Origin of the sequence: Halovenus carboxidivorans, assembly GCF_009831575.1 — an archaeon.
GTDB classification, from domain to species: domain Archaea; phylum Halobacteriota; class Halobacteria; order Halobacteriales; family Haloarculaceae; genus Halovenus; species Halovenus carboxidivorans.
The window spans coordinates 347,692-360,095 of the sequence record NZ_WUUT01000003.1; the positions used below are offsets into that span (position 1 = coordinate 347,692).

Below are 12,404 nucleotides of genomic sequence, written 5' to 3' on the forward strand. Positions count from 1 at the left end.
ACCCCGTCACCGGTTTTAATCACTTCGGTATTTCGAGGATCCGAACAGTCCGGCGAGATACCAGCCGAGAACGCCTAATACCGTCCAGAGCAACGAAAGCACGAACACCACCTCGGTGCCGAATGCCCGGCCGACGACCGCCGGACCGACGAACGCCGCACCGATCATTACGCTATCGATCCCGGGCTGGCGCCAGCCATCTGCTCGCAACCGGCTGTAGGCCGCCGTTACAACTCCCGCGAGCGCCCCGCCCGCGAGACTCAACTGCACCGGCCAGCCGACGCCGGCGAGGCTGATCGTGACTGTCACCGCGCCGGCGACCCAGAGCAATCCCCCGACAGCCACTCCCCGTTCGGCTTGAGCACGGCCTCGGCCCGCGGCAAGCCAGCCGAGATACCAGAGCCACCCGCCGGTCGTCCCGAGGACGAAGCCGAGCCGAGAGAGGGGGTCCGTCCGGACGATTGCTACCTGCCCGACGACGCCGACGGCACCGAGCAGACAGAAGGCCACGACTGTCCCGCGTTGCCGGTATCGCCACGCGACCAGTGCCGCCGCGACAGTCACGACGCTCGCGGCGACCAGTACCACGACGAATCCCGGCCCGGGACGACTCGTCGACGCGAGACCCGCGATCATACGCGCCGTTTCGTCTGTAGCTCCCTCAAGCTACGGTCCCTCGGCGGGAGCGAACCGTTCGTTCGGTGAACTACGACAGACGATGGCCTCGCCCCGGTTGTCCCACCCGTGCTCGGGCCGTCCGCCCCGGCACCGGTGAAGTAGGCGACGGAGAGGACGGCGAGCCCCCCTGAGACGGACTCCAGTCCACCCTACTCATAACTGATCTGACTCGCCTCTCCGGTACGTTTCTTATTGCTCGGGATTTTCACTGTCTCGCTCCTTTCGCTCCGCTCAGGATGGGCCACGGAACTGTTAATCCGTGGGATACCTTACAGAAACCAATGAGCGGGTCCACGCCGCGTCGTCTGCTGGCCGCGCTCCGGCCGCCGCCGCGTGCGGTCGACTGGTCGATCTTCGCCGCGGTCGTCCTCGCGGCCGGTTCCGGCGTGCTCTCCTTTCTCGGCGTTCGGCCGGCGTGGGTGCCGGTCTTCTGGTTTCACCGGGCCGTCGGACTCGCGCTGACCGTCCTGCTCGGGTTCAAACTCGCCCGCGTCCGGTATCGCCTCACCGACCGCCGCCAGTGGCGGCCCTCGACGGCGCTGTCGGTGGTGACGGCGCTGACTGCCATCGCCACCATCGCGACGGGGGTTCTCTGGGTGTTCGGTTTCGTTCCGGAGATTCCGTACTTCCAGTTCCTGTCGGTCCACGTCGGGCTCGGGCTGCTGTTGGTCGTGCTGATGGTGGCACACCAGCGAACCCGGTTCCGGCCACCCAGACGTGTCGACTTCCAGCGGCGGCGAACGACTATGCAGTACTCCGTCCTGTTGATTGCGGGCGCACTCTCCTACCGCGGCCAGCAGGCTCTCAACGCCGCGTTCGACACGCCCGGCGACGAACGCCGGCTCACCGGGTCACGGCGACGAGACGGCGACGGCAACGCCAGTTTTCCGGTTACCTCCTGGGTCGCTGACAGTCCGGACCCGGTCGATATCGACGCCTATCGCCTCTCGGTCGAGGGTGCCGTCGACGCGTCCGTCTCGCTGTCGTACGACCAACTCGACCCGACCAGTTCCGCAGAGGTGTTGCTGGACTGTACGAGCGGCTGGTACACCGAACAGGAGTGGGAGGGGGTCGCCGTCGGTGATCTGCTCGATCTGGTCGATCCCGACGACGCGGCGACACACGTCCGGTTCGTCTCGGTCACGGGCTACCGCTGGAGTCTCCCCATCGAGGAGGCCCGGGAGGCGATGCTCGCGACACACGTCGGCGGAGAACGGCTCAGCCACGGCCACGGTCGTCCGCTGCGACTCGTCGCGCCCGGCCGTCGCGGGTTCCAGTGGGTGAAGTGGGTCGAGCGCGTCGAGGTGCGAAAACGGGGCGATCCGGCGCAGTGGCTCGCGACGTTGATCAGCGGCTTCGACTAGTGTGTCGCCTCGACACTGCCTTTGAGCACTTCGACGCCCGGCAGGGATCTGCCGGTCAGCGCGTTGATGTACGCGCCCCCGGCGATAGAGACGTGTGAGAAATCGGCCTCGTCCATGCCGTACATCTCGATGGCACGGGAGGTGTCGCCGCCGCCGACGACCGAGAAGCAGTCACTTCGACCGATGGCCTCCAGAACGCGGGCGGTGCCGTTGCTGAACCGCTCGTCCTCGAACATCCCGAGCGCGCCCTTGACGAAGACAGCCTCCGAGTGGGCCGCGATGTCGGAAAACTGCTCGACCGTGTCGCTGCCGACGTCCAGGTAGTCGTGGTCTTTGTTCTTGACATCCGCGACGGTCACCTCGCTGCGCTCGTCGTTCTCGTCGGCGAAGGCGAGATCGGAGGGGTAGACGAGTTCGCTGGGGTGGCTCTCGATCAACTCTCGGATCCGGTCCTTGTTGGCACGCCACTGGCTCTCGTAGAGATCTGACTCGTCGATATCCCGGCCCACGTCGTAGCCGACGGCCCGCAGGAACAGTTCGCCGACGATCCCCCCGAGCAGGAAGTTGTCGACCCGGTCCTGCAGGGAGGTCATCACGTCGATGACGTCGGTCGCTTTCTTCCCCCCGGCGACCATCGTCACCTCGCCGTCGAACTCGCGGTTGGCGATTGCGCTGTTGGCCTCGTACTCGGAGACCATCACCCGGCCGGCGTAGGCTTCCATCTCCAGCGGTAGTCCGACAATCGAGGCGTGTTTGCGGTGTGCCGTCGAGTACGCGTCTCCGACGTAGGCGTCGAACTCCGGAGCCAGCGTCTGGACGAGGTCGCTTTTGGCGTGTTCCTCCGGTTCCCGTTCCGGCAGTTCGTCGTCTGTCATCCGCACGTTTTCGAGCATGATCGCCTCACCGGCCTCGAGGTCGTCGATTGCGGTCAGTGCCGTCTCTCCGTAGGTGTCGGGGACGTACTCGATCTCCCGACCGACGTGTTCCGAGAGAATCTCCGCGTGCTGTTCGAGCGTGACGAACGTGTCCCGACCGGGACGGCCCTGGTGCGCCAGCAGCGCGACACGGTGGCCGTCGTCCAGCAGTTCCCGCACCGTCCGGGCGTGTCTCGAAAACCGTCGGTTGTCCTCCACGACGCCGACCGACACGGGCGAGTTCAGATCCAGGCGTGCGAGCACGGTCTGGCCATCGGCGAGGTCGTCCAGTGTCCGGTAGCTCATCATTTGTGTAGTCGGCAACCTCCTACTAGTACTCCGCGATGTTTCCCGCGAAAATCTACGGATCTAGTACTCGAAAGCGAGTAAACGCGGCGATTTCACTTTCACTTTCAGGCGTCTTTTTAATGCCGACCGGCGAGAACTAGTCAGTATGTCACAATCAACGCTGGACGACGAGGAGCTATTCACCGAGGCGGCCTCCGAGATGCGCGACGACGTCGAGGAGTCGCTCGCCGCGGCGCGGGCGGAACTGCCCGACGCGGCAGATATCTGGGACGTCGAGGCCGACAACACTCTCGGGGTGTTGAACAGCCTGCGCACGGCGCTGGAGTTGGGGGAAGCCAAGGATAACCTTCGGGACGCGAAGAAGTGGTACACGATGGGGACTGAAGCCGACGCGTTCGACGATGCGGAGGATCTCGCGGAGGAGATTGCGGCCGTCGAGGACCTGCTGGCGGACATCGAGACTGCGAGCGAACAGGTCGGGGAACTCGCGAGCACGATCCCGCAGCTCAAATCCGCCCTCGAAGAGACCGAGGCAGACCCCGAGGCCGACGCCGAGGCCGCCGAGGCCTAATCCGGCCGCTCCCGTCGTGCGACGGTGTCGAGCAACGCGGCGAGCGACTCGGCCGCGGCGTCGAGCAGTGCCGCTCCGAGTTCTGCGGATCCCTCGCGGGGATCACCGACGACGCCGCTCTCGCTGAACTCGCTGCTGTCGTACGCGAGGTTCACCCCCGACTGCCAGTCACCCCACCGCTCGGCGGCCCCGGCGGCGGCCCGGTCGTACTCCGCCGGTCTGACGTGTTCGCCGCCGAGATGTTCGAGCACGCTCGTCTCGACCGGTCCCCCGTGGCCCATCTCGATCGCCTCCCCGGAGATGTCGGCGGCGTCGACGGCGTCGAACCAGGTGAACGGGACCGCGTAGCCCTCTCCCGACCGGCTGATCGTTCCGCAGAGTTCCCGTAGCGCCGCGACGTTGCCGCCGTGACCGTTGACGAGAACGATCCGGTCCCAGCCGTGAGCGAGCAGGCTCTCGCAGGTTTCCCGGACGTACGCACGAAACGTGTCCTCGCTGACCCAGAGCGTCCCGGCGAACTCCCTGTGTTCGGCGGCAATCCCGACCGGAATCGTCGGGCCCAGCACGGGGTCCCGGTCGCTCTCTTCGATGCCCGCGCGCGCGACCGCACCCGCGGTGAACACGTCAGTGCCCAGCACCGCGTGCGGGCCGTGCTGTTCCGTGCTCCCGACCGGTAACACCGCGAGCGACGTTCCTGCCGCGTCCGCCTCGGGCCAGGTCGAGTTCACCAGCTCCATACACCTACCTCCACACGAGTCCGTTTATATGTGCTGTCTCCTCACGGCCCGGCACCCGAACAAGATCGGTTCTCCGAAGCGGCAAATTCGCCAGCAACCGGTAATATAGCCCGTGGTATTGCGGCCTTCCGAAATGCATAAGACACGATAACCGTAATGACCGGTAGAATGCTGGGTACCGGATTAACAGGTTCGTCCATCCTCCGACACATGCCGGTCGCCCAGGCCGGGCAAAGCCAGGCAGATGTTTTCGGGCAGCTCTACCTGGTTTTTCTCGTCCTTGGGACAATCGTCGGGACGGTCGTCATCTCGTACACGGTATACAACGCGTACAAATACCGGACGACCGTCGGCGACGCAGACGGTCGGTACGATGTCGACGAGGAGGAACTCGCGGAGACGGACGACTACGATGTCGCGCGCCCTCGCCAGGGAGAGATCCCCACAGGGCAAGGTAAAGGCGGCGGAAAGAAACTGTTCATGTCCTTCGGGATCAGCGCCTTCCTCGTCCTGGGGCTGATTATTTACTCGTACACGATGTTGCTGTACGTCGAGGACACGGGCCAAGGCCAAGGCAACGCCATCGAGGTCGATGTCGAAGGCTACCAGTTCGGCTGGGACTACACCTACTTCGAGGACGAGGTCAGCAACGACTCACAGGTCCTCGCGAGCAGCGATTACAACGCGACGAAGTTACATCCGGAGGCTGACTCAGACGCGTTAGTGGTGCCCAAGGGGACCACCGTCCGGCTAGATGTCACCTCTCGTGACGTCTGGCACAACTACGGGATCCCCGAGTTCCGGGCGAAAACTGACGCAATCCCCGGCGAAACGACCCACACCTGGTTCAAAGCGGAGAAGACGGGGCTGTACCAGGCCAACTGCTACGAGCTGTGTGGCCAGGGTCACTCGAACATGAACGGCGATGTCCTCGTCGTCGAAAAACAGCGGTTCATCGACTGGTACACCTCACAGGAGAACACGGATGCATCACAGATCGAATTCATGGAGGTGAGTAGCTAATGAGCGAACACCTACCACCGAAATCCTCGGTCAAACGCTGGCTCGTAACGACTAATCACAAAGACATCGGGATCCTGTACATCATCACGTCGCTGTTCTTCCTGATCTTCGGGGGGATCCTGGCGTTCATGATCCGGGTTCAGATGTGGAACTCGGGGACAGTGATCCTCAGCGAACTCGGATACAACCAGGTCGTGACCGCACACGGCTTACTGATGGTGTTCTGGTTCCTCTCGCCGTTCGCGTTCGGACTCGCGAACTATCTCGTCCCGCTGCAGATCGGGGCTGACGACCTGGCGTTCCCGCGGATCAACGCGATGAGCTACTGGCTGTACCTGTTCTCCGGGGTCATCCTGGGGATCAGTTTCTTCCAGGGCTCGACGCTGCCGACGGGCTGGACGCTGTACGCGCCGCTGAACCTCCCGGCGTTTATCCCCTCGGTCGCGGAACTAGGTGCCTTCTCCGGCATCCTCGCACTGGCGGTGTTCGTCGCCTCCGTCACGCTGGGATCGGTCAATTTCCTGACGACGATGTACCGGATGCGCGCCGACGGACTGCGCATGCGGGACGTGCCGCTGTTCAGCATCTCCATCCTCCTGACGGTCTGGATGATGCTGTTCGCGTTCACCGCGCTGCTGGCGGCGATTCTCCTGCTTAGCTTCGATCACATCTTCGCCGGATCGGCCGGCAGCGGCTTCTTCGGAAGCTCCGAGGGTGGCTCGCTGCTCTGGACGCACCTGTTCTGGTTCTTCGGTCACCCCGAAGTGTACATCGTCTTCTTCCCCGCGCTCGGCGCGATGGCCGAGATTGTGCAGACGTTCTCCGGGCGACGGCTCGTCGGCCGGAAGTGGTTCATCATCGCGATGGCGCTGGTGGCGATCCAGAGCTTCATCGTCTGGATGCACCACATGTTCCTCACCAGCATCAACCTCCCAATCAAGACGGTGATGATGGTGACGACCATCGGTATCTCGCTGCCCTTCGACCTGATGATCTTCGCGCTGATCTATACGATGATCAAAGGGCGGGTCCGATGGAAGACGCCGTTCCTGTTCGTGCTCGGCGCCATCCTGCTGTTCATCCTCGGTGGGATCACCGGCGTGTTCCTCGGTGCGATCGTGCTCGACTACTCGTTCCGTGGCACGTACTGGGTCGTCGCACACTTCCACTACGTGATGGCTTCGGGCGCAGTCGCCCTGATCGGCGGCATCTACTACTGGTACCCGAAGATCACCGGGAAGATGTACAACGAGTTCCTCGGGAAGGTCCACTTCGCAGCGGCCTTCGTCGGCTTCAACCTGCTGTACTTCCCGATGTTCGTCGTCTGGGAGACGCCGCGACGCTGGTTCCACTACGAGGCCGGCTTCACTATCTGGCATCAGGCCGCCTCCGTGGGCGCGTTCGTCTTCGGGGCGTCGTTCCTGATCATGTTCTACAACCTCGTGGCGAGTCTCTACAGCGACCGCGTGGTCGACGAGAGTCCGTGGGCCTACACCGGTTCCGCGGAGTGGTCGGTCTCCTCGCCACCGCCGGAGGGTAACTTCCCCGGCAAACCGAGCTTCGCGACGGGCAAGCTCAACTTCCTCGACGGTGCGGCAACCGACGGCGGCGAAGCCGACGCCAAGACCGACGGCGGCGTCGCGACCGCTGCCGACGCGATCGAACAGGAAGCGGATCACACGAGTTGGTGGCCGGTAATCCTCTGTACGACCGGCTTGATCACCGCAGTCGGTATCTCCGGTCTGGAGGAGTCGTACTTCATCTGGCCGTTCGTCTTCGCGATTCCGTTCTACATCGCCTTCGTCGGTCTGCGCGGCGCGAGCAAGGACGGCTTCGGCGTCGTCCACGGGCTGTATCTCCTGCTCGCCGGACCGCTGCTGGCGGCGTTCCTGCTCCTGTTCAACCTGCACCACGGCATCGAGGCCGGCTTCGGACAGGCGAACACCTACTTCTGGGTGACGCTCGTCGGGATCATCTCCGGCGTCGGTGCCCTGGTCGGGATGGGCTTTGAGTCCTTCTTCGCACCGGAGCCCGAACTGGCCGAGCAGTGGCCCTTCGAGGGCGTCGACAACACGAAACTCGGCATGTGGGTGTTCCTGAGTTCCGACATCGTGCTGTTCGGTGCCTTCATCGGCTCGTACATCTTCATGCGCCTGCGCGCCGGCTGGCAGGACTGGTGGCACATCGCCCACGAGAACGGACTGGCCGAACACGCCGTCCTGCCCGGGCTGATCAACACCTACATCCTGCTCGCGAGCAGTTTCACCGTCGTCCTCGCGCTCGCGTACGCAAAGCGCGGCGACAAACTGAAGACCCTCGCGTTCCTCTCCGCGACGTTCGTCGGGGGCTGTCTGTTCCTGGTGAACAAGGGCATCGAGTGGGTCGAGTACTACTTCCACTTCGGCTGGGTCTTCGACTCCGGCCCCGCCTCTGTGACGTACTACCTGACGACCGGTCTGCACGCGGTCCACGTCGTGATCGGGATGCTCATCCTGCTGTTCCTGATCGCACGTGCCTCCCGCGGTGCCTACTGGAGCGAGGGAGAGACCGCCCACACTGTCGAGTACTTCGGCCTGTACTGGCACTTCGTCGACATCGTGTGGCTGTTCCTCTTCCCGCTGTTCTACATCCTCTGAGGTGATCACACATGGCTAACATCAAACTCTACACGATCATATTCGTCGCGCTGGGCGCGATCAGTACAACGCAGTTCGTCGTCGAGTCGGTCCTGCCGGAGGGACTGTACTGGTTCGGCCTCGTGGCCATCCTCGCGCTCTCGACGATGAAGGCCTTCGCCGTCGCCGGCTGGTACATGCACCTGCGGGAGGAGCCCCGCTCGATCACGTACCTCGCGATGGCGGGCGTGTTCTGTGTGCTCGCACTGACCGCTGGCGCGGGCTACTCGGTCGTCTGACCGGCTGGTGTCCCCGGGCCGCGGTGTAGTCTCGTTACCTTTTTCCGCTCACTGAAGCAACGAAGCGTATGGTTACAGTCCGGGCTCCAGCGACGAGTGCGAACCTGGGAAGCGGCTTCGACGTGTTCGGCGTTGCGCTCTCACGCCCGGCCGATGTCGTCCGTGTTACGAAAGCCTCCGAGACGACAATCGAAGTGAGCGGCGCAGGTAGTGATTTCATACCGGAGGATCCGGACAAAAACACCGTCGGTGCCGTCGCAGAGGCCCTGGATGCCCCGGCACACATCGAGATCGACAAGGGAATCCGCCCGGCGTCGGGGCTCGGTTCGTCTGCGGCCAGCGCCGCCGCCGCGGCCGTCGGACTGAACGAACTGTACGACCGCGGCTACTCCCGGGAAGAACTCGTTCCCATCGCGGCGGAAGGGGAGGCGGTCGTCTCCGGCGAGGCACACGACGACAACGTCGCCCCGGCGATCATGGGCGGGTTCACAATCGCCACCGGCGACGGCGTCCGGAAGGTCGACGCGGAGATTCCACTGGTCGCCTGTCTCCCGGAAATCGTCGTCTCGACACGGGACGCCCGGCGAGTCGTTCCCGACGGCACGTCAGTCTCGAACCTCGTCGAGACCGTCGGCAACGCGGCGACGCTGACGACGGGCATGCACCGTGACGATCCCGAACTGGTCGGTGCCGGGATGCACGACTCCGTCGTGACCCCCGCTCGCGCGAAACTGATCGACGGCTACGACCGCGTCCGGGCGGCGGCGTTCGATGCCGGGGCGACCGGCGTCACGATCAGCGGTGCCGGCCCGGCAGTGATCGCCGCCTGTCCCGAGCAGGCACAGCGTGCGGTCGGGACGGCGATGCTCGATGCCTTCGAGAACGCCGGCACGCAGGCCCGCGTTTACCAGACGAAAATCGGACGCGGCGCGCGCATCCGTTAGTCCTCGGCGGAGCTGTCTCCACTTTCACCTTCCCGCCGCCGTGTTCAGTCTTCGGCCTGTGAGCCGACCTCGGGTCGCGGGCCTGCGGGTTCGGTGTCGGAAACGCCCTCGGCGGCCCTGTCAGAGAGTTCCCGCTGCGGGAACGGGATCTTGATCCCCTCCTCGGCGAATCGCTCCTTGACCCGGTGGATCACCTCTCGGGTGGCCCGCCACTTCCGCGGGGGCGTCGGTCTGTTGATCCAGAAGCGCAGTTCCAGCACGACCGCGGAGTCGCCGAACCGCGTCGGAACGACCGCCGGCGGCGGTGAGTCCGCGATGGACTCGACAGAGTTGATCGCTTCGAGGGCGACCTCCTCGGCGTGGTCCGGGTCGGCGTCGTAATCGATCCCGACTTCGACTCTGAGCCGGAGATGGCCCTGCTCGCTCCGGTTGATGACGGCGTGGTTGCTGACGATGTCGTTCGGGATGACGATCGACTCGCCGTCGAAGTTCCGCATCCGCGTGTTCATGATCGTGATCTCGGTGACGATTCCCTCGTTCTCACCGACTTCGACCCAGTCTCCGATGGTGAACGGCCGGGAGAACATCAACACGAACCCGGCGACCATCGAGCCGAGCGTCTGCCTAGCGGCCATGCCGACGACGATACCCAGAAAGCCGGCGCCGACGAGCAGTCCGGAGAGATTGAGCCCCCACAGCGTGAGCACCGCGGCGACCGCGAAGACGAACACCGCGAGATTCCCCACCCGCGTGACGATCTCCTGCTGGTGGTCGGTGATCCGGTTGGCGTCCTCGCTGAGATCCCGGATCGTCTCCTCGAACAGATCCGAGACGATATATGCGAACAGGAAGATGAGTCCGGTGATGAACAGTTGACCGAAAAGCGGCAGGGAGACGAAGACGTAGCCCAGCGCGCTGACCGCCAGATCGACCTGTCCCCAGACGATCAACAGTGCGATCACTGCGCCGCCGAAGATGCTGATCTGAAACAGTCGCAAGAACAGGCCGCTGATCGTCCTGGGGATATACTCGCCAATCAGATCGACCGCGTTCGCCGTCCGCCCCTCCGGAAACCGCTTTCGGGCCCGCCGTCCCACTCTACGGACGACACGTGGGGCGATCAACACGATCAGCACCGTGAGCACGAAAATACCCGCACTAACTGCGAGCCGTCCTTCCGTCGTCACCAGTTCCTCGACAAACTGTCTGAACTCGTCGAGCCGCTGTTGTCCGACGACCTCCGCCCGGGCGCCCATACCTGCGTTGATGTCGTCGACGAACTTCACCGTTACCCACGCTGACCGGCGGTCTGTCACGAAAACAGCCGGATTTATACTGCTCAAACTGTGAGTACCAAGTATAATGGACCAGGATACCACGGGCGAACTGACGCGACGATCACTGCTGAAGCGGGGTGCCGGCGCCGCGACTGCAGGTGCGGTCGGAGCCGCCGCCAGTAGTACCGCCAGCGCACAGAGCGACCTCTACGGCGGCTATCTCTCTGAAACTGATAATTTCGAGGGCCAAACTGCCGACGCGACGGGGATGGACGAGGTAACCGTCACCGTCGGCGCCGGAACGAGTGGACTACTCTTCGACCCACCGGCGCTACTGATCGAGCCAGGGACGACTGTCAATTTCGAGTGGACCGGCAACGGCGGCGCACACAACGTCTATCACGACACCGCCGTCGCAGACGCCGAGGAGTCGCTGTTCGACAGCGGTGAGCCAGTCAACGACTCGGGCGTGCTGTACGAGTTCACCTTCGAGAGCTCGAATACCGGCACGTTCCCCTACGCGTGTAGCCCACACCGCGGGCTCGGGATGCGCGGTGTCATCGTCGTCGGTGAGGAGAACGTCCAGGGTGACACCACGCCGTTCGGAGCGGCCGAGGAGACGCTCAACTCCGTCGCCATCTTCGGTGGAGCCGCCGTCTTCGGAACGACCGCGCTGGTCGGTCTCTCGGCCTATCGAGAGATGTTCGGCGACGACGAGCAAGAACACTAACGCGTCGTTAGACGCCGCGATCCTGGAGTTTCTCTTCTTCGGGCAGGTCGACGTTCGCGTCGCCTTTCATTCCTTCTCCGATGTCGGAGGCGATCTCTGCGAGACGTTCCGGATCGTCCCAGTTGTTGACTGCCTCGACGATAGCCCGCCCCATCTCGCGGGGGTTCTCCGCGCCGAAGATGCCCGAGCCAACGAAGATACCGTCACAGCCGTGCTGCATCATCAGCGAGGCGTCTGCCGGCGTCGCGATTCCACCGGCGGCGAAGTTGACGACCGGTAGTCGGCCCCGGTCCGCGGCGTCGTGGACCAGATCCGCGGGGGCCTCGTGTTCGCGGGCCCAGCGCTCGCGCTCTTCGTGGGTCATGCCTTCGAGCTTCCTGATCGCGCTTTTGATGTTGCGCTGGTGGTGGACCGCCTGGTTCACGTCACCAGTGCCGGCTTCGCCCTTCGTCCGGATCATCGCCGCGCCCTCGTCGATGCGACGCAGGGCTTCACCGAGGTTGCGCGCCCCGCAGACGAACGGCGCGGTGAACTCCCGCTTGTCGATGTGATAGCGGTCGTCCGCCGGGGTGAGCACTTCGGACTCGTCGATCATATCCACACCGAGGGCCTGCAGAATCTGCGCTTCGGCCGTGTGGCCGATTCTGGCCTTGCCCATCACCGGAATCGAGACTTCCTCGATAATCTCCTGAACGTCGACCGGGTCCGGCATCCGGGCCACGCCACCGCGCTTGCGAATATCCGCGGGCACCGCTTCCAGCGCCATGACGGCGACAGCCCCGACGTCCTCCGCGATCCGGGCCTGTTCTTTGTTGACGACGTCCATGATGACGCCGCCTTTCTGCATCTTCGCAAAGCCGCGTTTGACCAGTTCGGTCCCGCGCTCTAACTCCTCGAGATCGGTCGCGTCACTCATGTTTCAACGTAGGTTTCCAGTCACTTA

General features: G+C 64.0%; 12 protein-coding genes. 7 read left to right on the forward strand and 5 right to left on the reverse strand.

Going from position 1 to position 12,404, the window contains the following annotated elements; translation table 11 throughout:
- Window positions 1-15: 15 nt before the first annotated feature.
- Window positions 16-636, reverse strand: a complete 621-nt coding sequence (locus tag GRX03_RS09775; RefSeq protein WP_159764015.1) for a hypothetical protein — start codon at window positions 634-636, stop codon at window positions 16-18.
- 323 nt (window positions 637-959) lie between these two features.
- Here GRX03_RS09775 and GRX03_RS09780 point away from each other — a divergent pair, with 323 nt between their 5' ends.
- A complete protein-coding gene (locus GRX03_RS09780) occupies window positions 960-2,042 on the forward strand; it encodes a molybdopterin-dependent oxidoreductase (protein WP_159764016.1) in 1,083 nt (360 codons plus the stop codon).
- On the opposite strand, the gene GRX03_RS09785 is transcribed toward GRX03_RS09780, so the two are convergent.
- Window positions 2,039-3,265 (reverse strand): phosphoglycerate kinase, encoded by a 1,227-nt coding sequence (locus tag GRX03_RS09785; protein WP_159764179.1) that lies wholly within the window; start codon window positions 3,263-3,265, stop codon window positions 2,039-2,041. The genes GRX03_RS09780 and GRX03_RS09785 overlap by 4 nt on opposite strands.
- A 145-nt stretch (window positions 3,266-3,410) precedes the next feature.
- Between GRX03_RS09785 and GRX03_RS09790 the strand changes: the two genes are divergently transcribed.
- Window positions 3,411-3,836 (forward strand): DUF5790 family protein, encoded by a 426-nt coding sequence (locus GRX03_RS09790; RefSeq protein ID WP_159764017.1) that lies wholly within the window; start codon window positions 3,411-3,413, stop codon window positions 3,834-3,836.
- Here GRX03_RS09790 and GRX03_RS09795 read toward each other — a convergent pair.
- Complete coding sequence (locus GRX03_RS09795) at window positions 3,833-4,573, reverse strand: creatininase family protein (protein ID WP_159764018.1); 741 nt, start codon at window positions 4,571-4,573, stop codon at window positions 3,833-3,835. The genes GRX03_RS09790 and GRX03_RS09795 overlap by 4 nt on opposite strands.
- Window positions 4,574-4,783: 210 nt before the next feature.
- Here GRX03_RS09795 and coxB point away from each other — a divergent pair, with 210 nt between their 5' ends.
- From coxB to GRX03_RS09815, 4 genes are all read left to right on the forward strand, one after another.
- Window positions 4,784-5,596: a cytochrome c oxidase subunit II gene (coxB, locus tag GRX03_RS09800; RefSeq protein ID WP_201289213.1), complete on the forward strand. Its 813-nt coding sequence runs from the start codon at window positions 4,784-4,786 to the stop codon at window positions 5,594-5,596.
- The gene (locus tag GRX03_RS09805; protein ID WP_159764020.1) at window positions 5,596-8,232 is read left to right on the forward strand and encodes a cbb3-type cytochrome c oxidase subunit I; all 2,637 of its coding nucleotides are present in this window, start codon (window positions 5,596-5,598) and stop codon (window positions 8,230-8,232) included. Before coxB ends, GRX03_RS09805 begins: the two co-directional genes overlap by 1 nt.
- An 11-nt stretch (window positions 8,233-8,243) precedes the next feature.
- A complete protein-coding gene (locus tag GRX03_RS09810; RefSeq protein ID WP_159764021.1) occupies window positions 8,244-8,510 on the forward strand; it encodes a cytochrome C oxidase subunit IV family protein in 267 nt (88 codons plus the stop codon).
- A 68-nt stretch (window positions 8,511-8,578) separates the two neighbouring features.
- On the forward strand, window positions 8,579-9,454 hold the full coding sequence (locus tag GRX03_RS09815) for a homoserine kinase (RefSeq protein WP_159764022.1): 876 nt from the start codon (window positions 8,579-8,581) through the stop codon (window positions 9,452-9,454).
- A 44-nt stretch (window positions 9,455-9,498) separates the two neighbouring features.
- On the opposite strand, the gene GRX03_RS09820 is transcribed toward GRX03_RS09815, so the two are convergent.
- Window positions 9,499-10,770, reverse strand: a complete 1,272-nt coding sequence (locus GRX03_RS09820; RefSeq protein WP_159764023.1) for a mechanosensitive ion channel family protein — start codon at window positions 10,768-10,770, stop codon at window positions 9,499-9,501.
- Between the two features lie 46 nt (window positions 10,771-10,816).
- On the opposite strand from GRX03_RS09820, the gene GRX03_RS09825 reads away from it, so the two are divergent.
- Window positions 10,817-11,461: a halocyanin domain-containing protein gene (locus GRX03_RS09825; protein ID WP_159764024.1), complete on the forward strand. Its 645-nt coding sequence runs from the start codon at window positions 10,817-10,819 to the stop codon at window positions 11,459-11,461.
- A gap of 7 nt (window positions 11,462-11,468) precedes the next feature.
- Here GRX03_RS09825 and pdxS read toward each other — a convergent pair whose 3' ends face one another.
- A complete protein-coding gene (gene pdxS / locus GRX03_RS09830; protein WP_159764025.1) occupies window positions 11,469-12,377 on the reverse strand; it encodes a pyridoxal 5'-phosphate synthase lyase subunit PdxS in 909 nt (302 codons plus the stop codon).
- Window positions 12,378-12,404 lie beyond the last annotated feature (27 nt).